The following is a 20,478-nucleotide window of genomic DNA, read 5'->3' as shown; positions in this document are numbered from 1 at the left end:
GCCGCTTCTGTTTCGCGTCAGGCAGGTCCGCGCGAGAGCACCGCGTCCGACGCGACACCGCGGTCGGCGTCACCGGTCGCGTCAGGCCCGAGCAGATCGGATGCCGCGCCCTCGACGCTGCGGACCACGCCGCGGCACAGGTCGGCGGTGTGGCGATCGGTGAGGGGCGACTCCGCGAGGGAGTGCCAGTGCGCGAGCAGGCCGTCGATGCGCTCGCGCTGCGCGGGAGGCGCCGCATCGTCGCCGAGACCCAACCGGCGCGCGGGCGCGAGTCCCGACCCGCCCACGATCCGCTCCGCCTCGGCGAGCGCCTCGGCGTCGAGTTCGGGCGGGGCCGTGCGCAGCTCCGCCAGCAGCGACAGCTCGCGCAGATCGTGACTCTGCGCCGTGAGGCGCTCGATGGAAGCCAGCAGCCCGGCGGTGTGCGGGCGCGGGCGCTCGCGAACGAGACGTTCGACACTGTGCAGGATGCCGCGCGCCTTCAGCGCGAAGGCGCGACCGCGGAACTGGTCCTCGACGAAGCGCTGCACCTCGACCAGGCCGCTCTGCTGCACGAGCCGGTCGGACAGAGCCGACGATGTCGTCGCGCCGCCGCGGATGAGCGCCGCCGCCAGCCGCACCCCGAACAGGCCGAAGCGACGCAACAGGCCGCGGCGTATCTCCACGCTCAGGGCGGTGTCGTCGGTGGCGCGGGTGAAGCGGTCGACGGTCAGCAGCAGCTTGTCGCGCGTCCCGCGGTCCATCAACGCGATATGGCGGAGGGCGATGAACTCGCTCTCGCGGAGTGTGCGTCCGCCCTCGGCGAGGAGTCCGGCCACCGGCACCACGTCGAGCGCCAGGGACCGCAATTCGCCGTCGCGACGGTACCGGTCGGCGATCTTGGCCGCCGACAGCAGCGAGTCGATGCGGCCCGAGCCGATCTCGTCGGCGCGGGAGAGGACGGCCAGGGCGTTGACGGTCTGCGATTCCCCCGCGGCGGTGTCGCGGAAGGCCTCGAGGAACTTGAGGTCTTCGGCGTGCACGTGGCGGAGCAGATAGATGATGGCATCCGCCGCCGTCGGGGTGTCTTTCGGGATGAAGAAGTCAGTCGATCGCGCCGAGTTCTCGACGGTCAGCGAGGCGATTCCCGGCGTGTCGATGAGGACCGTGGAACGGAGGCTCTCGCTCGGCCACGCCACATCGATCCAGGCGACCTCTTCGGCGGTGAACCCGCCCATGTCCAGCACCAGGCGCCCCTCGTGCCGGCGCACCGGACGCGAGATCCGACGGCCGTCGTGCAGGCGGAGATCCACGCGCGCGGTCGATCCGTAGCGGTACCAGGTGATCGTGCGCGTGCACTCCCCCGCGTCGGTCGGGGCGATCCGCTCGCCGATGAGGGCGTTCAGCAGGGTCGACTTGCCCGCCTTGACGATGCCGGCCACGGCCAGGCGCAGGGGCTCACGCAGCCGCGCGCGGAACGACTCCAGCACCTCGACCGCGGCCGCGTCATCGGCGTACGCGCTCAGGGCGTCGTCGACGATGCGGGCGACCTCGGGCAGCCCGGCGCTCACCGCCCGACCGCCGCGCGGGCGGGGCGTGCCGCCTCAAGCTCGGCCGTGGGGATGCGGCCGCGCAGGGCCTCGATGTCGCGCAGCTGCGCCTGCAGTGTGGTGATGCGCTTGTCACGGTCGGCGGTGTAGGTGGCCGCGGCCTGCTTGGCCACCAGCACCGAGTCGCTGAGCGAGCGGTGCAGTTCTTCGGCGATCGAGCCGAAGTGGTCGCGGGCGGTGCGCTGGACGACGCGCAGACGGTCCTTCAGCTGCTTGCCCACCTGGAAGACGGTGTCTTCGATGTGACGACGCAGGAGGTTCTTCGCCTCGTTCTGCCGACGCAGCAGTCGCGAGGACATGTCTTCGCGGAAGGCGCGGCGACCCACCAGGACGCCGGCGAGCAGCGACAGCGGGTTGATGAGCGAGAGGCCGACGATGCTGGTGGCGAGTCCCACCATCAGCACGCCGCCGTAGGAGCCGCGCACGCCGATGTAGATCTTCTCGGCGGCGCCCATCTTGCCGTCGTCGAGATGCTGCAGCTCCTCGACCGGGTCGAGCAGGCCGTCGGTGCCGGCGACGTCGATCAGGGGGATCGAGCCCTCGCCCATGCGGAACTCGTCGGCCACCTGCTCGGCCAACCACTGGGACCGCTCGTTGGTCCAGACGAACGTCTCGGAGACCGCGGCATTCACCCGCTGGTCGACCCACTCGGCGATCTGCTCCCAGATGGGGCCCGGGTCGCCCTCGTCGATGGCGGTCTCGCCCTCGCGCTGCACCTTGCGGAGGCGATCGCGCAAGTCGTGCTCGGTGTCGGAGATCAGGTCGGCGATACCGTCGGAGAGCGTGACCTGCCAGCGGGACGTGCGGCTGCGGAAATCGTCGGCCTTGGCCTTGGCATCCTCGAGCCGGGCGATCATGCCCGGCGTGTCCTCGGGGTGCAGCAGGGCGTTGAGCTCCGTCTTCACGGCCAGGGAGAGCTGGTCCGACACGGTCAGCAGGTCGTGAACGGCGGCGCGGCGGTTCAGGTTCTCCGCCTTGCCCAGCACGTCGCGGCGCAGATGCGCCACGAGCTCGGGGAAGCCGGACTCGTCGTTCAGTTCGCGGTCCTGCTGCTCCGCAGCCAGCAACCGCAGGTCGCTCGAGACGGCGAAGACGGGGACGTCGTCGATGTCGACGCCCAGCTCGTTCAGATGCTTCTCGTCGACGCGCTGGATCTCGCGCCACTCGGGGTAGAGATCGGTCTTCGACAGCACGGCCGCGACGTTCGGCGAGATGCGCATCGCGTGGCGCAGGAACTGGATCTCGGGCTCGGTGTACTCCTGCGACGCGTCGGAGACCAGAAGCACGGCGTGCGCGGTCGTGAGGGCGGCGAGGGTGGCGAGGGAGCGGGTCGATTCGAGCCCGCCGACTCCGGGCGAGTCCACGATGCGCAGACCCCCTTTGAGGATCTCGCGCGGCAGCAGCACCTCGGCGCCCACCACGTCACCGTCCTGCTCGTCATCGGCGCGGGAGGTGACGTAATCGGAGAGACGCTCGAAGGGGATGTCGACGCGGCGGACCTCGTGCGACTCTCCGCTCTCGCGTTTCACGAGCACGGTCGCGGATGGCTCCTCGGCGTAGCCCACGGAGGTCGGCACGCTGGTGGCGATGTCGTCGTCGACGGCGCAGGCGGGGGCGTTGATGAGGGCGTTGACCAACTTGCTCTTGCCCTGCTTGAACTGCCCGACGATGACCACGCGCACGTGCGGGTCCTGCAGCCGGGCACGGGTGCTCGTCAGCTTCTCGACCAGGTCCTCACGCCCGAGGACTCCGGAGTACTTGCGCGCCCGTTCGACGAGGGCTGCCAGTTCGGCTGCCGGCGCCGGGCTCTTCCTCCCGTCCTCGGCGGCACCGTTCGGCGCGGGAGACGTGGTGGGCTGGGCCGGTGCGGACACGCGGGGAACCTCTCGGTCGGGCCGACGCCTCTTCGACGTCGAAGGATCTGGGAACGACGATAGCCCCGGGCGGGAGAACCCGCCCAGGGCTACCGTTCAGACGCTTCCGTGGGTACGGATGGCGACTCAGGCGTCGAGATCGGCGTCGGGGAGCTGCACGTCCACGACCTCGGAGTTGCCGGAGCCCCAGATGACGTCGGCGTTGATCGTCCAGTCCTGCGACTCGGTCGAGCTGAAGTCGTCGTTGAACGAGTCGGTCAGGTCGACGTTGACGGACTCGTCGTTGTACGAGTTGTCGATTGACCAGTCCTGCGAGTTGTCCGTGAGCTCGACCGAGATGTCGGTCGTGTTGCCCACGTTGTCCCACGTGGTGATCTCGGTGGTGTTGTCGATGTTGATGTCGCCCTCGGCGTCGAAGTTGGTCGACGCGTCCAGCGAGCGCGAGATCGAGACGTCGCCGCCGGCGGCCACGGCGCCCTCACCCGAGGCGGTCACGGCGCTGCTGCTGAAGTCCTGGGTGATTCCGCCACCAAGGACGTTCTGGTTGACCGACTGGTCGACGATGGTCGACTGGCTGTAGATCGAGGCGTTGCCGCCGCCACCCGCACCGCTCCAGCCGGAGAAGCCCGTGTTGTACTCGCGGACACCCGCGTTGGTGGAGTTGTCCTCCACCGAGTTGTCCGTGTTGTACGAGTCGACCGCGATCTCGTAGGAATTACCCGAGTTGTTGGTCGAGTTGTCCGTGTTGCCGGAGTTGTCCCACGAGTTGTCGAGGTTGTTGGAGTCGACGTTACCGGAGTCGACGAACGACCAGTCCTGGGTCGACTCGTCGGTCACCGAGTTGTCGACGTTGCCGACGGTGTCGAGGTCGACGGCCAGGTTCTGGCTGTTGTTCGTGTTGGTCGTGCTGTTGCTGTTGCCGACGTTCGACCAGTCCGCGTTGCCGGAGTCGCTCACGTCACCGATGTTCCACACCATGATGTTGGTTCCTTACTTTACGAAGTGGCTCAGGCCAGGGGCAGGTTGAGGTCGGCGGAGTTGAAGCTGTCCACGACCGCCGTGATGTCGACGTCGATCGCGGTGTCGCTCTCGAACACCTCAGAGGTGTTGAACGAGCCGTCGGCCGAGTAGTTCTCCGAGAAGTCGTTGAACGAGTCGGTGACGTCGATGACGGTGGAGCTGTCGGTGTACGAGTAGTCCAGGTTGTACTCGTTCATCGAGTCCGTGATCGTGGTGATCGTGGTCTCGTTGCCGATGTTGATGTCGCCGCCGGCGCTGAAGTTGCTGGACTCGTCGACCGAGTAGTCCCAGTCGACGTTGCCGCCGGCTGCGATCGAGCCTTCACCCGATGCGGTGACCGAGGAGTTGTCGAACGACTGGTCGACGTCACCGTCGGCCGCGACGTTCTGGTTGACCGACTGGTCGACGATCGTGGAGCTGCTCCAGATCTCGGTGTGGCCGCCGCCCGCAGCGCCGGAGTCGGCCGCCGACGCGCCGCCCCACGCGCCGAAGCCCGTGTTGTACTCGCGGACACCCGCGTTGACGGAGTTGTCGGTGTGGGAGTTGTCGGTGTTGTACGAGCCGTCGGCCCACTCGAGGCTGTTGCCCGAGTCGTTGGTGGAGTTGTCGGTGTTCAGCGAGTCGGTCCACTCGTTGGACTCGTTGTAGGAGCCCTCGTTGAACGAGCCGTCCAGGCCGATGGTGGTGTCGCTGGCGTCGGTGACCGAGTTGTCGGTGTTGAACGAGTCGGTGGCACCGGCGTCGATGTTCACCGAGTTGTCTTCGTTGACGGTGCTCGTGTCGTTGAGCGAGTCCGCGACGGCCGTGTTGAGCGAGTTGTTGATATCGCCGGTGGTAGGCATTTCTTCCATCCCATTCTCGGGCCGCGGCCCGCAGTACTGTTCGTTCTTCGAGAGTAAGAACGGCCCGCGTATCCGGCATCGGGGGCCTCCCCGGTATCGGGTACGGGGGACCCCGGGGTTTCTGGGGAGGGGGAGGGGGACCGTAGGGGTGTCCGCTTCTCGGGCCCGTGGTCTCGACGGGCCCGGCCACCTCCCCGGGGAACATGACGCGGAGCCCGCGCGAGCCTCGGCCACCTCCGAGGAGCCACGACCCCGAGCCCCGTGGAAGGGTCCGGCCCCACCACGGCCGCCCCGCGCGCGTGGATCGGCGCGCCTAGGCTGGTTCGGTGGACACCGCCGAGCTCACCGCCCTGCTCACCCCCGAGGGCCTCCGCCTGCTCGACGGCACCGGACCCCTCGCGTCGACCGACGACGCGGCGCGCGCCGTCTCGCGGCTCAGGGCGGCCGGTCACTCCCCCGACCTGGTTGCCGCCGTCGTGGGGCAGGCCCGTCTCCGGGTGCGGGCGGCGGCGAAGTTCGGTCCTTTCGCCGACCGGATGCTGTTCACCCGCGCGGGGCTCGAGCAGGCGACGCGCCTGTCGATCGCCGCACGTCACGCGGGGCGGTTCCGCGACGCCGGGATGACGAGCGTCGCCGACCTGGGCTGCGGAATCGGCGGCGACGCGCTCGGCCTCGCCGGTCTCGGCATCCGGGTCCACGCCGTCGACGCCGATGAGGTGACGGCAGCGATCGCCGCGTACAACCTCGCGCCCTTCGGCGAGGCCGCGACCGTGGCCCACGCACGCGCGGAGGACGTCGATCTGTCGGAAACGGATGCCGTGTGGCTCGACCCCGCACGACGTACCGCCGGCCACGCGGAGACGCGACAGGTGGCGTCCGCGGAGTGGTCGCCGTCGCTCGAATGGGTCTTCGATGTGCTGCGGCGCACCCCGGGCGGCGTGAAGCTCGGCCCGGGCTTCGACCGCGCGCAGATCCCCGACGACGTCGAAGCGCAGTGGATCAGCGCCGACGGCTCGACGATCGAGTTGGTGCTGTGGGCGGACGCCCTGTCACGCGAGCGGGTGCGGCGGGCGGCGCTCGTGGTGCGCGGCGATGACGCCTGGGAGCTCACCGCCCCCGCCGACAGTCCCGACGTCGAGGCGCGCGACCTCGGTGCCTTCGTGCACGAACCGGATGGGGCGGTGATCCGCGCCCGGCTCATCGGCGAGGTCGCCCGCGCCCTCGACGCGGGGATGGTCTCGGACGGCATCGCCTATCTGACCTCGGATGCGGCGCTCACCAGCCCGTTCGTCTCGACGTTCCGCGTCCGCGAGCAGCTCCCGGTGGACGCGAAGAAGCTCGCGCAGGCCCTGCGCGCACGGGGCATCGGGACGCTGGAGATCAAGAAGCGCGGCGTCGACATCGACCCCGCCATCCTGCGCAAGAAGCTCTCGCTGCGCGGAGACGAATCGGCGACGCTCATCGTGACGCGCGTGGGGTCCAAGCGCCTCGCTGTACTCGCCGACCGCGTGTGAGAGTGCGTCTCCCCCCCGGCACCGCGGCGTGCGGCAGAGCCCGGCGACGCACCGCCACGACCCTCGCTCAGACGACGGCGAGCTGCGAGAAGCCCCAGACGAGCCAGCCGACACTGAAGACGAGCGACAGCACCGCGAGGCACAACGCCCACACGGCGGCCCGACGACTGTCGTGCGGCCGCCGGAGCGACAGCATCGCGAGGACGACGCCGGTCACTCCCAGCGGCAGGAGCCACCCCGTGAACAGGGATCCCAGCAGCGCGAGGGTTGCCAGCGCGAGCGCCCACGGCGCCAGGGACGGTGGCGCGGGCGGCACCGGGGGCACGTAGGGGATGAGGTGATCGCCGAACGCGGCCATCTCGAGCTGGGCCGTCGGCAGGCGTTCGGGGTCGTCGTCGAACAGTGGCACCGACGAGCCGGACACCGCCGTCCCGGATGCCGCGGTGGCCGGCACCGCCCTGCCCCCGGCCGGGGCCGCGATCGTGCCGGCGGTCGATGCCGCCCCCGGCGCCGCCGGAGCGGAGTCCTCGGCCCTCCCGCCCGCCGCCGTGTCATCACCGGATGCCGGGGTGTCTTTGCGCCCGCGCCGCGTCGGCGGCGGCACCTCGGTCACGACGCGGCTCCGGACTGCCGCGCCCGCTCGAACCGAGGCGCCGGGGACTCGGCATCCGGATCCTCGTCGACCTGGATCTCGGTCACCGGCAAGGTCGAGTCCGCGCCGAACGCGAGGGTCGAGGGGCGCCGACCCGAGGCGATGAGCTCGGCGGCGAGCGCGGCGATCATCGCACCATTGTCGGTGCACAGGCGCAGGGGCGGGATGCGCACGGCGACGCCGGCGGCGCCGGCACGCTCGAGGGCGACGTCGCGCAGACGTCTGTTGGCGATGACGCCTCCGCCGAGGAGCAGACGGGGAACACCGTGGCGCGCGCACGCGTCGAGGGCCTTGGTGACGAGCACGTCGACGACGGCCTCGCGGAAGGAGGCCGCGACATCGGCCACCGGCACGGGCCGGCCCGCGGCCTCGTGCTGCTCCACCCAGCGCGCGACGGCCGTCTTCAGCCCCGAGAACGAGAAGTCGTAGCGGTGGGATGCCATGTCGGAGGCCCGCGACAGCCCGCGGGGGAATCGGATCGCGGTGGGATCCCCGGTCGCTGCGGCGCGATCGATCTCGGGTCCGCCGGGGTACGGCAGCTTCAGCAGCCGCGCGACCTTGTCGAAGGCCTCTCCGGCGGCATCGTCCATCGTCTCGCCGAGCAGTTCGACATCGCTCGTGAGGTCGCGCACCAGCAGCAGCGAGGTGTGTCCACCGCTGACCAGCAGAGCGACCGTGGGGTACTCGAGCTCGCCGGCATCGGCGTCGAGGATGTCGGCCGCGATGTGCCCGACGAGATGATTCACGGCGTAGAGCGGCTTGTCGAGCGCGACGGCGAGCCCCTTCGCCGCCCCGACACCGACCATCAGGGCGCCGGCGAGCCCGGGCCCACTGGTGACGGCGACGGCATCGAGGTCTCCGAGGGTCACCCCGGCCTCGGCGAGGGCGGCGTCGATGGAGGGCTGCAGGGCCTCGAGGTGCGCGCGGGCGGCGACCTCGGGAACCACACCGCCGTACCGGGCGTGTTCGTCCATGCTCGAAGCGATGGTGTTGCTGAGCAGCTGCCGACCGCGGACGATGCCGATGCCGGTCTCGTCGCAGCTGGTCTCGATGCCGAGCACGAGGGGCGCGTTCATCAGCACCACCCCTTTCCGGTCGTGGTGGCGGTGGAGCGGGTGGCCGCCCACCCCCGAAGATCGAGCTGCATGACGATCGCGTCGACGTCGTCGGGCTGGTAATACCGCGGGCGGCGACCCACCTCGATGAAGCCCTCCGAGGCGTACAGCGCCTGCGCGACGGGGTTGTCCGCCCGCACCTCGAGGAACACCTGATGCACATCGCGGCGCACGGCCTCGCCGAGCAGTTCACCCAGCAGCGCCCGGCCGCGACCGCGGCCTCGCGCCCTCGCTGAGACGGCGATGGTCTGCACGTCGGCATCTCGCGCCCCGCGCACGGCGCGCAGTCCCGCGTAGCCGACCAGGCGCTCCCCCTCTTCGACGACGACGTACCAGCCGTGCGGCGAGGCGAGCTCCTCTCGCATCATGGCCGCGCTCCACGCGTCGGTCGGGAACGAGGCGTTCTCGAGCGCCATGATCGCGTCGAGGTCGGAGACCGTGGCGGTACGCGTGACCATCAGCTGACCCGCTTCGGTGCGTGTGCGGCGACCACGTCGGGGCTGCGCAGGTACAGCGGTTCCCCGTCGGCGAGGGTGCGGCCGGCGTCGAGGGCGCGCGCGGCGGCGAGCGCGATCATCGCGGCCGAGACCCTCGTGGTCTCGATCCGCACGGCTCCGAGATCGGCCAACCGTTCGTCGAGGTCGTCACGGGGGCTGAGCGCGGCATCCATGATGCGCACGGGGAGTCCGTCGTCGTCGATCCCGTCGTAGACGCTGTACGCGAACTCGCGACGGCGGGCGTCGGTGACGACGGCGAAGCGGGGGGTGTCGACGCCGGTCAGGGCATCGGCCAACAGCACGCCGAGGGCGACGGCGTCGTGGCTGGGCACGGGGACCACCGGAACGCCGCGTCCGAGCGCGTACACCCGCGCGGCGGCGATGCCGACGCGCAGTCCGGTGAACGGCCCCGGTCCCATGCCGATCGCAACGTGCGTCGGAGCGGGAACGACCGCCGTCGCCCGCCGCAACAGGTCGCCGATCACCTCCGCGTGGCCGAGGGGATTCGCGCTCTGCTCGTCGGCGAGCACCTCCCCGTCGCGGGCGATCGCCGCGACGGCGGTGCCGAGCGAGGTGTCGATGCCGATGATCACGGTTCCAGGGTATCCGGCCCCTCCGACACCGCCCCGTGGCGGCATCCGTTCGCGCCGTCCGCTCCGAAGAAGGACCATGGATGCCCCCCAGTTCGGCCTCCGTCGTGTGGTCGTGCCCACCGGCGTAGGGCCCATCGTCGTCCACGCGGGTCGCGGTTCGGGTAGTCCGGTCGCGACGGTCCTGCTCCATGGGGCGGCAGGGTCCTGGACGACGTGGATGCCGATGCTCTCGGCGTCCACGAAACGTGTATCCGATGTGATCGCGGTCGACCTTCCGGGGTGGGGCGAGACGCCCGGCCCCGTTCCCGACCCGGCGGAGCTCGCCGTCGCGATCGCGGCCGTCGCGCGGGCCCTCGGCTACCCGCGATGGCGGGTGGTCGGACACTCGCTCGGCGGAGTCATCGCACTCGACATCGCCGCCCGCTTCCCCCGCGAGACCGTCGCCGTCGGCGTCGTGTCGCCGAGCGGAGCGGGCGCTCGGGCCGTCACCCGCCGTCCGCTCTCGGGTGCCGTGCGCCTCCCGTGGCTGGCCGGCATGGTGGCGGCGATGCGGGTGCTGCGCGCAATCGGGCCGGTCTCGGGTCCGTTGCTGCGGGGGCTGCGGCGCACCGGGCTGCTCCGCGTCCTCGCACGACCGCTGTTCCGGCATCCCGACCGCGTGGACCGCTCCCTGACCGACGCCCTCGCCTCGGAGATCCGCCCGGCGGCGTTCCTCGCGGCCGCGAGGGTCTCGCGCACGCACGACGATGGCGTCTGGCGCCGCATCGTGTGCCCCGTGCGGTCGGTGCGGGGCAGCCACGACGTCTTCGTCGCCGCGAGCGACCCTCGCGCCTGGAGGCGGTTGCTGCGCGACTACGACGACGTCGTGCTCGACGACAGCGGCCACTTCGCCCACGTGGAGCAGCCCGCCGAGACGCTACGGGCACTCCGAGACGTCTGGGCGGTCGACCGTCCGCCGGGGCGATCCACCCGGGCGCAGTCGCAGTCGGCGGGCACCGGAACGCGCTGATCGTTCCGTCGGCAGGTCAGGGCCGACGCGAGATCGTCACCGTCCGTGGCGCGTCGACGTCGAGCTCGACGGTGTGCACGGCGATCTCACCGCACGCATTGTCGACGCCGCGACCGCCGAGGTGCCGGTCGATCTCGATCTCCCACCACGCATCCGACAGATGTTCGGCGACGCCTCGCCCCCACTCCACGATCACGGCCGAATGCGCCACGTCGATGTCGAGGTCGTCGAGCTCGACCGCCGCTCCCAGCCGGTAGGCGTCCACGTGCACCAGCGATGTGCCGCCCACCAGCGAGGGGTGCGTGCGGGCGATGACGAACGTGGGGCTCTGAACGGGACCGCGGATGCCGAGTCCCTCGCCGATCCCGCGCGTCAGGGTCGTCTTGCCGGCGCCGAGGGGCCCGGTGAGCACGACGACGTCACCGGGCTCCAGAGCGCGGCCGATCGCGCGGCCCAGTTCGTGCATGTCGGCGGGCTCTGCGATCTCGCGCGTGCCCAGCAGCTCGTCGGGTACGCTCACGCGTCGACCTCCCGCCGGGGGACGCGAGCACCCACGCGCGTGACGATCTCGTAGTCGATGGTGCCGGCGGCATCCGCCCAGTCACGAGCCGAGGGCGCCCCCAGGGTCGGATCGCCGAAGAGCACGACCTCGTCGCCCAGCGCGACCGGGTGATCGCCGACGTCGACGACGAACTGGTCCATCGCGATGCGACCGGCGACCGTGAAGCGGCGACCGCCGATCGACACCGGTCCGCGTCCCGACGCCTGACGGGGAACGCCGTCGGCGTAGCCCAGCGGTACGAGCACGAGAGTCGTGTCGCGCTCTGTGCGGTAGTCGTAGCCGTACGACACCCCGGTGCCGGCGGGAACGCGCCGCACCGCGGCCACTGCTCCGCGCAGTGTCATGGCCGGCCGCAGGCCCAGGTCGGCGGCCGTACGGTCGGCCAGGGGCGAGACGCCGTACAGACCGATTCCGATCCGCACGCACCCCAGCCGTGCTTCGGGGAGGGTGATCGCCGCGTTCGTCGCCGCGATGTGCCGCAACGGCGGGTTCAGTCCCGCGGCTGCGGCGAGCGCCACGCCCTCTTCGAAGCGGGCGAGCGCCGCGCGATCGTCGTCGAGGCTGGTGTTGGACAGGTGCGAGAAGATCCCGATCACCCGCACGCGCCCGATGCGTTCGAGTCGCGCCGCCTCGGAGAACACGGTCCGCCACTGGTCGGGGGCGATGCCGTTGCGCGACAGTCCCGTCTCGATCTTGAGGTGGACGCTCGCCGGTCGTCCACCCGCGAACGCCTCTCCGGCGCGCTGCAGCTGGTCGAGATCGGAGACGCCGAGTTCGATGTCGTGCCGCGCGGCCTCGGCGAACGACGCCCCCGGCGCGTGCAGCCACGCGAAGAGCGGCGCGCGCAGGCCCGCTCGTCGCAGCGCGAGCGCCTCGTCGATGTCGGAGACGCCGATGCGCGTCGCGCCGCCCTCGAGCGCTGCGAGGGCCGTGCGGAGGGCACCGTGACCGTAGCCGTCGGCCTTCACCACCGCGATGATCTGCGAGCCCGTCAGCGTGCGCAGGTGCCGCACGTTCTCGGTGATCGCTTCGACGTCGATGAGCGCTTCGCGCAGCACTCCCCGCGGAAGTCTCATGCGGTGTCCTCTCTGGCGGTGTCGGGGGCGGATGCCGAGGGCTCCGCCGCCGTGTCGGGTACGGCGGACGCCGCGTTCTCCCGCATCGGCGCGGGTACACCGGACGCTGCCTCGGCGATGACGTACGCCGTTGCGAGTCCCGCGTCGTGCGACATCGACAGGTGCAGGGCGGTGATCCCCCGACCGGCGACGGTGGCGGCGGTCTCTCCGGTCAGCGCGAAGATGGGGCGCCCCGACGGTTCGGAGGCGACCTCGATGTCGGTCCAGTGCACCCCGTCCGATCCGCCGAGCGCTTTGATCAGCGCCTCTTTCGCGGCGTACCGCGCGGCGAGCGAGCGGGGCTTGAGCACGCGCTCGGCGGGGGCGAACAGCCGCGGAAGAAGTCGTGGGGTCCGCGCCAGGGTCGCGGCGAACCGCGGCACGTCGACCACGTCGACGCCGATTCCGACGATCATGTGCCCTCCCCTCGTGGCATCCTCTCCATTCTGCCGGTGCAGGCCGACGTCGGGCCGCCGCTCCTGCCGCCCGACGCAGGCTGCGGGGCCTCGAGCCACCGCCCGAGCACAACGCGGGACAATTGCCCGTCATCCGTCGTGAAGGCGCCCCGCCGAGCTCCCTCGTGCGCAGATCTCCCGCGTCGTGTCGCCCCGGTCGGGATCCCGCCCCACGCTCGCGGGCTCAGCACCCGGGACCCGCCCCAGCTCCAGGCCGCCGACGCCAGCGCCGAGCCCCACGCACCCGCTCCCCGGAAACGACGAAGGGGCCGGATGCCACGGCATCCGGCCCCGAAGACGACGGCTTATTCCACCGTCACCGACTTCGCCAGGTTGCGCGGCTGGTCGACATCGAGACCCTTGGCCTCGGCCAGGCCCATCGCGAAGATGTGCAGGGGCACGACGGCCAGCAACGGCTCGAACAGGGGGGCGGCGAGGGGGATGCGCAGCACCTCGTCGGCGGCGGGGAGCACGGCGACGTCGCCCTCTTCGGCGATCGCGATCACGCGGGCACCGCGCGCGCGGATCTCCTCGATGTTCGAGACGACCTTCTTGTGCATCTCGCCCGAGCCACGCGGCGACGGCACCACGACGAACACGGGCTGGCCCGGCTCGATGAGGGCGATGGGCCCGTGCTTGAGTTCGCCGGCTGCGAAGCCTTCGGCGTGGATGTACGCCAGTTCTTTCAGCTTGAGCGCCCCCTCGAGCGCGATCGGGTATCCGACGTTGCGGCCGAGGAAGAGGACTGAGCGCGTGTCGGCCATCCAGTGGGCGAGCTGTTCGATGCGCGCCTGCTCGCTCTCGAGCACGCGGGCGATCTTGCCCGGTACGGCCTCGAGCTCGGCGACGGCCTCGACGGCTGCGACGGGGTCGACGGCGCCGCGGATGCGGCCCACGTGCAGCGCGAGCAGGTAGAGCGCGGTGATCTGCGCGACGAAGGCCTTCGTGGAGGCCACGGCGACTTCGGGACCGGCGTGGGTGTAGACGATGGCGTCCGACTCGCGCGGAATGGTCGCGCCCTGCGTGTTGCAGATCGACAGCGTCTTGGCCCCGCGCGAACGGGCGTACTTCACCGCCATGAGCGTGTCCATGGTCTCGCCCGACTGGCTGATCGAGACGACCAGCGTGCGATCCGAGAGCACCGGGTCGCGGTAACGGAACTCGTGGGCGAGCTCGACGTCGACGGGCACGCGCGTCCATGTCTCGAGCGCGTACTTGCCGACCATGCCGGCGTACGCGGCGGTGCCGCACGCGATGATGAGGATGCGGTCGATGTCGGCGAGGAAGTCATCGAGTCCCTCGAGCTCGGGGATCTCGACCCGGCCCTCGTGAATCCGGCCGCGCAGGGTGTTGGCGACGGCTTCGGGCTCTTCCGAGACCTCTTTCGCCATGAACGAGGACCAGCCGCCCTTCTCGGCCGCCGAGGCGTCCCACGTGACCTCGAACGCCTCGACCTCGACCGGCGCGCCCGAGAAATCGGTCACCTCGACACCCTCGGGGGTGATGGCCACGATCTCGTCCTGGCCGATCGCGAGGGCGTTGCGGGTGTGCTCGACGAAGGCGGCGACGTCGGAGCCGAGGAAGTTCTCGCCCTCGCCGAGGCCGATGACCAGCGGAGAGTTGCGGCGCGCGCCCACGACGAGACCCGGGTGGTCCTGATGCATGGCGAGGAGCGTGTAGGCGCCCTCGAGGCGCGAGACGACCGCACGGAACGCCTGCACCAGGTCCTTGGTGCGGGCGTACTCGCGGCCGATCATGACGGCGGCGACCTCGGTGTCGGTCTCGCTGCGGAACGCGAAGCCCTCGCCGACCATCTCGCTCTTGAGCTCGGCGAAGTTCTCGATGATGCCGTTGTGGATGACGGCGAGCTTGTCGTCGTCGGCGAGGTGCGGGTGCGCATTGGCATCCGTCGGTCCGCCGTGCGTCGCCCAGCGCGTGTGGCCGATGCCGGTGGTGCCGTTCGGCATGGGCGTGGCCACGAGGTCGTCACGGAGCACCGCGAGCTTTCCCGCGCGCTTGCGCATGTCGAGGGTGCCATCACCGTCGATCACGGCGATGCCGGCGGAGTCGTAGCCCCGGTATTCCAGCCGAGACAGTCCGGCGAGAAGGATGTCCTGGCTCTGCCGAGGACCCACGTAACCGATGATTCCGCACATGAGCCCCCATCCTACGGGGCGATGCCGAGCGCCCCCTGCGACCGCACCCGGCGCCGCGCAGCGCGGCGAGAGGCGGCCCTAGAGCTTTCGCAACAGCACCGACTCGACCGTGTGGTCGGCGCCCTTCTGCAGCACGAGCCCCGCACGGTGTCTCGTCGGTAGAACGTTCTCTTCGAGGTTGGGGAGGTTGATCTCGCGCCAGTAACCGAGGGCGCGTTCCACGGCCTCCTCGTCGCTGATGTCGGCGAACACGCGGAAGAACGACGTGGGGTTCGTGAACGCGTTGTCGCGCAACGCGAGGAACCGCTCGACGTACCACTTCTCGATGTGGGCGGCGTCGGCGTCGACGTAGATCGAGAAGTCGAACAGGTCGCTCACGGCGACCTCGTTCGGCGATGGCGGTGGCTGCAGCACGTTCAGCCCCTCGACGATGACGACATCGGGTCGGTGCACGGTGACGTGGGCGTCGGGCATGATGTCGTACCGCACGTGCGAGTAGAAGGGTGCACGTGCCTCTTCGGCGCCCGACTTCACCTCGCTGAGGAACTGCACCAGCGCCCGCCGGTCGTACGACTCGGGGAAACCCTTGCGATCCATGAGTCCGCGGCGTTCGAGCTCGGCGTTCGGATAGAGGAAGCCGTCCGTGGTGACCAGCTCCACCCGGGGGGTGTCGGGCCAGCGGCTCATGAGTTCGCGCAGCAGGCGGGCGATGGTCGATTTGCCGACCGCCACGGACCCGGCGACGCCGATGACGAACGGGGTCGTGGCATCCGGTTCGCCGAGGAACTCGCTCGTGTCGGCACCCAGTCGGCGCGTCGCGCGTGCGTAGAGGCTCAGCAGCCGGCTGAGGGGCAGGTACACCTCGGCGACCTCGCGAGGGTCGAGGCGGTCACCGATCCCGCGCAGCTGCACGATCTCGTTCTCGGTCAGCGGCTGCGGGAGTCCGCCGGCCAAGCGCGACCAGTCGTCGCGGTCGATCTGACGGTAGGGGCTCAGCGACGGCGCGGGAGCGTCGGTCTCGGCGGCGGACACCCGCCCCATGCTACCGGCGCGATCGCGCTCTCCCGGCTGGCTCCCGCGCGGCCCCACTACGGGCACCGGGAGGCGGGGTCGGCGCCACTACGCTCGGAGCGTGCGCCTGGGAGTCCTCGACATCGGTTCGAACACCGTCCACCTGCTCGTCGCCAACGCCCGCGCGGGGGGCCGGCCGACGGCCACCACCTCCCACCGCTCGGTGCTGCGCCTCATGCGCTACCTGCAGCCGGACGGCTCCATCTCGCCCGAGGGCGTGACCGGACTCGTGGATGCCGTGGCCGCGGCGTGCGCGCACGCGCGCGCCGAGGGGGTGGATGAACTCCTCGCGACGGCGACCTCGGCCGTGCGCGAGGCGACCAACGGCGAGGCGGTCATCGCGCAGATCGAAGACGTCCTCGGCCAACCGCTCCAGGTCCTCGGCGGCGAGACGGAAGCGCGTTTCACCTACCTGGCGGTGCGGCGGTGGTTCGGCTGGTCGGCGGGGCAGATCCTGCTGTTCGACATCGGCGGCGGCTCCCTCGAGATCGCCGGCGGCGGAGACGAGCTGCCCGACCTCGCCGAATCGGTGCCGCTGGGCGCCGGACGCTCGACGGTGCAATTCCTGCCGCACGATCCGCCCAGCGCCGACGAGATCGACGCGCTGCGCCAGCACGCGATGGCCGTCCTCGCGCCGGTGGCCGCGCGCTTCGCCGCGCTCCCCCGGCCAGACCACGTGGTGGGGTCGTCGAAGGCGATCCGCTCGCTCGCCAAGCTCGCGGGCTACCCGGTGCCGGGATGGTCGGGCATCGACCGCATGGTGCTGCCGCGCCGGGAACTGAAGGACTGGATCCCGCGACTGGCCCGCATCCCCGCCGAGGCGCGTGAAGCGCTCCCCGGAATCACCGCCGACCGCACGTTCCAGATCGTCGCCGCGGCCGTGGTCGTGGAGCGGGCGATGAAAGCGCTCGACGTCGAGGAGCTCGAGGTCTCCCCCTGGGCACTGCGCGAGGGAGTCCTCCTGCGCTACATCGAGTCGCTGGAGTACTGACCCCTCCCCGCTGCCTCCGGTCGTATGCTCGCCCGGCGCGGGGCGCGCGAGGAGTCGCCCGAGGTCAGCGAGCCGAGCATCCGCCCGACCTGGGCGAGCAGGTGTCGCGTCAGAGCGCGAGACGCTCCCGAACGACGTCGGCCAGACGATCCGCGTGGGCGCGGGCTACCTCTTCGCTCGCCGCCTCCACCATCACGCGCACGAGCGGCTCGGTGCCGGACGCGCGCAGCAGCACACGGCCGGAGTCGCCGAGGTCGGCGATCGAGGCGGCCACCGCCTCCTGAACGCCCTCGTCGGTCACGCCGTCGCGGTCGACGCCGCGAACATTGACGAGTACCTGCGGGTACACCGTCATCAGCGACGCGAGTTCGGCGAGGGTCTTGCCCTGCCGGGCCATCTCGGCCACGATATGCAACCCCGTCAGCAGACCGTCGCCGGTGGTGGCGAAGTCGCTCATGATGACGTGGCCCGACTGCTCCCCGCCCAGGGAGTAGCCCCCCTCGTTCATGGCCTCGAGCACGTAGCGGTCGCCGACGCCGGTCTGCAGGACGCGGATGCCGTGGTCGGCCATCGCGCGGTGCAGCCCGAGATTGCTCATGACCGTGGCGACGAGGGTGTCGTCGACGAGCGCGCCGCGCTCCTTCATCGCCACCGCGAGGATCGCCATGATCTGATCGCCGTCGACCACGTTGCCCTGCGCGTCGACGGCGAGGCAGCGGTCGGCGTCACCGTCGTGGGCGATGCCGACATCTGCTCCGAGACGCACGACGGCTTCGGCGAGCACGTCGAGGTGCGTCGAGCCCACGCCGTCGTTGATGTTGAGCCCGTCGGGCTCGGCGCCGATGACGGTGACGATCGCGCCCGCGTCCTTGAAGGTCTCGGGCGACACGCCGGCGGCGGCACCGTGCGCACAGTCGAGCACGACGTGGATGCCGTCGAGGCGGTGCGGCAGCGAGGCCAGCAGGTGAAGCACGTACCGGTCTTCGGCGTCGGCGAAACGCCGGATGCGACCGACACCCGCGCCCGTGGGCTGCAGGCGGTCCCACTCGAGGGCGAGCTCGATGCGCTGCTCGACGATGTCGGGCAGCTTCTTACCGCCTCGGGCGAAGATCTTGATGCCGTTGTCGGGAGCGGGGTTGTGCGACGCCGACACCATCACACCGAAGTCGGCGTCGTGGTCGGCGATGAGGAAGGCCAGGGCGGGCGTGGGGATGACCCCCGCATCGAGCACGTCGACGCCCGACGACGCGAGTCCCGCCGAGACCGCCGCCGCGAGGAACTCCCCCGAGACGCGCGGGTCGCGCGCGACGACGGCGGTGAGGCGGCGGCCTTCGGCCTTGCGCGCCTCCGCAGAACGGCCCTGGCCCAGGACGACAGCAGTCGCCTGGGCCAGGTGCAGCGCGAGTTCGGCGGTGAGCAGGCCGTTGGCCAGCCCCCGCACCCCGTCCGTGCCGAAAAGAGGCATCCGGATCGTCGAACTCAGCGCTTGGAGTACTGGGGCGCCTTGCGGGCCTTCTTGAGACCGGCCTTCTTGCGCTCCTTGACGCGAGCGTCACGCGAGAGGAAGCCGGCCTTCTTCAGGGTGGGGCGGTTGTTCTCTTCGTCGATGCCGTTCAGCGAACGGGCGATTCCGAGACGCAGCGCGCCGGCCTGACCCGAGGGGCCTCCACCGGAGATGCGCGCGATCACGTCGTACGAGCCCGCGAGCTCGAGAACCGTGAACGGATCGTTGATCAGCTGCTGGTGCAGCTTGTTCGGGAAGTAGTCCTCGATCGTGCGGCCGTTGACCGTGATCGTGCCCGAACCGGGGATGAGGCGCACGCGGGCGATGGCCTGCTTGCGACGGCCGACGGCTGCGCCGGGGACCGAGAGCACGGGGCGCTCGGCGGCGACGGTCGACTGCTCGGCCGGCGTTTCGGTGCTGTAGTTGCTGGGGTCGATGTTCGACACTGTTTCGTCCTTATCCGGCGGCGCTTACTGGGCGACCTGGTCGAAGGTGTATGCCGTGGGCTGCTGGGCACCGTGGGGGTGCTCGGCGCCGCGGTACACCTTGAGCTTCTTGAGCTGCGCCGCGCCGAGGCTGTTCTTGGGCAGCATGCCGCGGATGGCCTTCTCGACCGCGCGGACGGGGTTCTTGTCGAGGAGTTCCTCGTACGTGACCGACTTGAGGCCGCCCGGGTAACCCGAGTGGCGGTAGGCCTTCTTCTTCTGGAGCTTCTGACCCGTGAGCGCCACCTTTTCGGCGTTGATCACGATGACGAAGTCGCCGGAGTCGATGTGGTTGGCGAAGGTCGCCTTGTGCTTGCCGCGGAGGAGGACCGCCGCGTGCGAGGCGAGACGGCCGAGGACGACGTCGGCGGCGTCGATAACGACCCACTCGCGCGTGACCTCAGCGGCCTTGGGGGTGAAAGTGCGCGTCACAGTAGTGCTGCTTTCTTGTTCGAACGGAGGAGTTCGTGAATCCCGCTCCGGTGGTCCGTTGCCTCGTCGATGACGACGCAACCAGGGCCGGTGGAGGGCTCACGTTCGGGCAACCCGCTCGCAGAGAGGCGGGCACCAAAGAGCAAGACTACGGCATCCGGATGCCACGACCAAATGCCGCCGCCGTCAGGCGAGGAGCGTGCCCGCGGCGACCAGGGCGAAGCCGGACGCGTTGAAGACGACGTGCACGGCCACCGCCGGCCAGATGCGCCCCGTCCCGATCATGAACGCTCCCGCGACGACGCCGAGCAGCGTCAGGGCAGCGAGATCCGACGGCCCGCGCGGCGCCGTCAGTTCGTGCGCGGCGACGAAGAGAGCCGTCGACACCGCCACTGCGGCGATGCCCGCGGCGACGCCGCCGGCGCGGCGCCGGAGAACAGCGAAGGTGCTGACCAGGACGACCGCTCGGAAGAGCGACTCCTCGATCGTCGGGGTCACCAGCGATCCGGCGATCGCGTCGAGGGTGAACCCCGGCGGAAGCCCTCTATCGGTCGAGAACGTCGACGGCCAACCGGGGGCGCCGCCCCCGATGCCGGCGACGGCGCCCTGTACGAGTCGGAGCAGGATGCCGAAGACGACGCCGTACACGAGGTCGATGGCCCGGAAGCGCAGCAGACCCCTCGGGCGCGAACGCGCGAAGGCCAGGGCGACGGGCACGGCCATCGCGGTCCAGATGATCCCCTGCGTCCCGCCGACGGCCGTTTCGACCGGGAACAGCAGGGGCGCCGCGTGGGCCCCGATCGCCGCCACCCCGACCGCGCAGACGGCCCACCCGAGCATCTCGACATCCCACCGGGCGATGCTCGAGCCGCCCTCCCCCCACCGGCGACGTCGGCGGCGCCCCCGATGACGAACGGCGGAGGCGTCGAGCGAGGACATGCGGGTCAGGGTAGGACGCCGGTACGCCCTGATGGGGCGTCGTACGGCGCGCGCACCGCAGGC

At 70.8% G+C, this 20,478-nt stretch carries 20 protein-coding genes; 3 read left to right on the top strand and 17 right to left on the bottom strand.

Annotation, left to right across the window (positions count from 1 at the left end; genetic code table 11):
• Positions 1 to 17 precede the first annotated feature (17 nt).
• From ACXKZF_RS03105 to ACXKZF_RS03090, 4 genes are all read right to left on the bottom strand, one after another.
• The gene (locus ACXKZF_RS03105) at positions 18 to 1,550 is read right to left on the bottom strand and encodes a dynamin family protein (RefSeq protein ID WP_488985349.1); all 1,533 of its coding nucleotides are present in this window, start codon (positions 1,548 to 1,550) and stop codon (positions 18 to 20) included.
• A complete protein-coding gene (locus ACXKZF_RS03100; protein ID WP_488985348.1) occupies positions 1,547 to 3,463 on the bottom strand; it encodes a dynamin family protein in 1,917 nt (638 codons plus the stop codon). The genes ACXKZF_RS03105 and ACXKZF_RS03100 overlap by 4 nt, the downstream gene beginning before the upstream one ends.
• Before the next feature lie 126 nt (positions 3,464 to 3,589).
• A complete protein-coding gene (locus ACXKZF_RS03095) occupies positions 3,590 to 4,441 on the bottom strand; it encodes a hypothetical protein (RefSeq protein ID WP_243222755.1) in 852 nt (283 codons plus the stop codon).
• A gap of 29 nt (positions 4,442 to 4,470) precedes the next feature.
• The gene (locus ACXKZF_RS03090) at positions 4,471 to 5,334 is read right to left on the bottom strand and encodes a hypothetical protein (RefSeq protein WP_488985347.1); all 864 of its coding nucleotides are present in this window, start codon (positions 5,332 to 5,334) and stop codon (positions 4,471 to 4,473) included.
• A 317-nt stretch (positions 5,335 to 5,651) separates the two neighbouring features.
• Between ACXKZF_RS03090 and ACXKZF_RS03085 the strand changes: the two genes are divergently transcribed.
• Positions 5,652 to 6,839, top strand: a complete 1,188-nt coding sequence (locus ACXKZF_RS03085; RefSeq protein WP_488985346.1) for a THUMP-like domain-containing protein — start codon at positions 5,652 to 5,654, stop codon at positions 6,837 to 6,839.
• A gap of 67 nt (positions 6,840 to 6,906) precedes the next feature.
• Here ACXKZF_RS03085 and ACXKZF_RS03080 read toward each other — a convergent pair whose 3' ends face one another.
• Genes ACXKZF_RS03080 through tsaB form a run of 4 tightly spaced genes read right to left on the bottom strand, consistent with a single transcriptional unit; the run spans position 6,907 to position 9,696 of the window.
• Positions 6,907 to 7,452 carry a hypothetical protein gene (locus ACXKZF_RS03080; protein WP_488985345.1) on the bottom strand — a complete coding sequence of 182 codons (546 nt, stop codon included), beginning with the start codon at positions 7,450 to 7,452 and terminating at the stop codon, positions 6,907 to 6,909.
• Positions 7,449 to 8,567 (bottom strand): tRNA (adenosine(37)-N6)-threonylcarbamoyltransferase complex transferase subunit TsaD, encoded by a 1,119-nt coding sequence (gene tsaD / locus ACXKZF_RS03075; protein WP_488985344.1) that lies wholly within the window; start codon positions 8,565 to 8,567, stop codon positions 7,449 to 7,451. The genes ACXKZF_RS03080 and tsaD overlap by 4 nt, the downstream gene beginning before the upstream one ends.
• The gene (rimI, locus tag ACXKZF_RS03070) at positions 8,567 to 9,064 is read right to left on the bottom strand and encodes a ribosomal protein S18-alanine N-acetyltransferase (protein WP_488985343.1); all 498 of its coding nucleotides are present in this window, start codon (positions 9,062 to 9,064) and stop codon (positions 8,567 to 8,569) included. The genes tsaD and rimI overlap by 1 nt, the downstream gene beginning before the upstream one ends.
• Complete coding sequence (gene tsaB, locus ACXKZF_RS03065; RefSeq protein WP_488985342.1) at positions 9,064 to 9,696, bottom strand: tRNA (adenosine(37)-N6)-threonylcarbamoyltransferase complex dimerization subunit type 1 TsaB; 633 nt, start codon at positions 9,694 to 9,696, stop codon at positions 9,064 to 9,066. The genes rimI and tsaB overlap by 1 nt, the downstream gene beginning before the upstream one ends.
• Before the next feature lie 76 nt (positions 9,697 to 9,772).
• Here tsaB and ACXKZF_RS03060 point away from each other — a divergent pair, with 76 nt between their 5' ends.
• Positions 9,773 to 10,705, top strand: a complete 933-nt coding sequence (locus ACXKZF_RS03060; protein WP_488985341.1) for an alpha/beta fold hydrolase — start codon at positions 9,773 to 9,775, stop codon at positions 10,703 to 10,705.
• Between the two features lie 16 nt (positions 10,706 to 10,721).
• Here the strand turns inward: ACXKZF_RS03060 and tsaE are convergent, their stop codons facing one another.
• The 5 genes from tsaE to coaA all read right to left on the bottom strand — a co-directional run bounded on the left by tsaE (position 10,722) and on the right by coaA (position 16,034).
• On the bottom strand, positions 10,722 to 11,225 hold the full coding sequence (tsaE, locus tag ACXKZF_RS03055; protein WP_488985340.1) for a tRNA (adenosine(37)-N6)-threonylcarbamoyltransferase complex ATPase subunit type 1 TsaE: 504 nt from the start codon (positions 11,223 to 11,225) through the stop codon (positions 10,722 to 10,724).
• Positions 11,222 to 12,343, bottom strand: coding sequence for an alanine racemase (alr, locus tag ACXKZF_RS03050; RefSeq protein WP_488985339.1), 1,122 nt, complete (start codon positions 12,341 to 12,343; stop codon positions 11,222 to 11,224). Before alr ends, tsaE begins: the two co-directional genes overlap by 4 nt.
• Positions 12,340 to 12,798, bottom strand: coding sequence for a holo-ACP synthase (locus ACXKZF_RS03045; protein ID WP_055959139.1), 459 nt, complete (start codon positions 12,796 to 12,798; stop codon positions 12,340 to 12,342). The genes alr and ACXKZF_RS03045 overlap by 4 nt, the downstream gene beginning before the upstream one ends.
• A 344-nt stretch (positions 12,799 to 13,142) precedes the next feature.
• A complete protein-coding gene (gene glmS / locus ACXKZF_RS03040; protein ID WP_488985338.1) occupies positions 13,143 to 14,993 on the bottom strand; it encodes a glutamine--fructose-6-phosphate transaminase (isomerizing) in 1,851 nt (616 codons plus the stop codon).
• A 78-nt stretch (positions 14,994 to 15,071) separates the two neighbouring features.
• Positions 15,072 to 16,034, bottom strand: a complete 963-nt coding sequence (coaA, locus tag ACXKZF_RS03035) for a type I pantothenate kinase (RefSeq protein ID WP_055959144.1) — start codon at positions 16,032 to 16,034, stop codon at positions 15,072 to 15,074.
• 91 nt (positions 16,035 to 16,125) lie between these two features.
• Here coaA and ACXKZF_RS03030 point away from each other — a divergent pair, with 91 nt between their 5' ends.
• On the top strand, positions 16,126 to 17,055 hold the full coding sequence (locus ACXKZF_RS03030) for a Ppx/GppA phosphatase family protein (RefSeq protein WP_055959147.1): 930 nt from the start codon (positions 16,126 to 16,128) through the stop codon (positions 17,053 to 17,055).
• A 109-nt stretch (positions 17,056 to 17,164) separates the two neighbouring features.
• Here the strand turns inward: ACXKZF_RS03030 and glmM are convergent, their stop codons facing one another.
• The 4 genes from glmM to ACXKZF_RS03010 form a co-directional block, all read right to left on the bottom strand.
• Entirely contained in the window at positions 17,165 to 18,520 is a 1,356-nt protein-coding gene (glmM, locus tag ACXKZF_RS03025) for a phosphoglucosamine mutase (RefSeq protein WP_488985337.1), read from the bottom strand.
• A gap of 14 nt (positions 18,521 to 18,534) precedes the next feature.
• Positions 18,535 to 19,005, bottom strand: a complete 471-nt coding sequence (gene rpsI / locus ACXKZF_RS03020) for a 30S ribosomal protein S9 (RefSeq protein ID WP_243222766.1) — start codon at positions 19,003 to 19,005, stop codon at positions 18,535 to 18,537.
• A gap of 24 nt (positions 19,006 to 19,029) precedes the next feature.
• Positions 19,030 to 19,476: a 50S ribosomal protein L13 gene (rplM, locus tag ACXKZF_RS03015; protein ID WP_055959156.1), complete on the bottom strand. Its 447-nt coding sequence runs from the start codon at positions 19,474 to 19,476 to the stop codon at positions 19,030 to 19,032.
• A 186-nt stretch (positions 19,477 to 19,662) separates the two neighbouring features.
• Entirely contained in the window at positions 19,663 to 20,415 is a 753-nt protein-coding gene (locus tag ACXKZF_RS03010) for a CPBP family intramembrane glutamic endopeptidase (protein WP_488985336.1), read from the bottom strand.
• Positions 20,416 to 20,478 lie beyond the last annotated feature (63 nt).

It is taken from the genome of Microbacterium sp. ABR10 (assembly GCF_057812175.1).
This window is presented reverse-complemented; position numbering and strand designations above follow the sequence as displayed.

Bases quoted from the DNA above. Each gene is read 5' to 3' on its own strand.
- ACXKZF_RS03095 (WP_243222755.1), bottom strand. From the start codon at position 4,441: ATGGTGTGGAACATCGGTGACGTGAGCGACTCCGGCAACGCGGACTGG.
- ACXKZF_RS03090 (WP_488985347.1), bottom strand. From the start codon at position 5,334: ATGGAAGAAATGCCTACCACCGGCGATATCAACAACTCGCTCAACACG.
- tsaD (WP_488985344.1), bottom strand. From the start codon at position 8,567: ATGAACGCGCCCCTCGTGCTCGGCATCGAGACCAGCTGCGACGAGACC.
- rimI (WP_488985343.1), bottom strand. From the start codon at position 9,064: ATGGTCACGCGTACCGCCACGGTCTCCGACCTCGACGCGATCATGGCG.
- ACXKZF_RS03060 (WP_488985341.1), top strand. From the start codon at position 9,773: ATGGATGCCCCCCAGTTCGGCCTCCGTCGTGTGGTCGTGCCCACCGGC.
- alr (WP_488985339.1), bottom strand. From the start codon at position 12,343: ATGAGACTTCCGCGGGGAGTGCTGCGCGAAGCGCTCATCGACGTCGAA.
- ACXKZF_RS03045 (WP_055959139.1), bottom strand. From the start codon at position 12,798: ATGATCGTCGGAATCGGCGTCGACGTGGTCGACGTGCCGCGGTTCGCC.
- glmS (WP_488985338.1), bottom strand. From the start codon at position 14,993: ATGTGCGGAATCATCGGTTACGTGGGTCCTCGGCAGAGCCAGGACATC.
- coaA (WP_055959144.1), bottom strand. From the start codon at position 16,034: ATGGGGCGGGTGTCCGCCGCCGAGACCGACGCTCCCGCGCCGTCGCTG.
- glmM (WP_488985337.1), bottom strand. From the start codon at position 18,520: ATGCCTCTTTTCGGCACGGACGGGGTGCGGGGGCTGGCCAACGGCCTG.
- ACXKZF_RS03010 (WP_488985336.1), bottom strand. From the start codon at position 20,415: ATGTCCTCGCTCGACGCCTCCGCCGTTCGTCATCGGGGGCGCCGCCGA.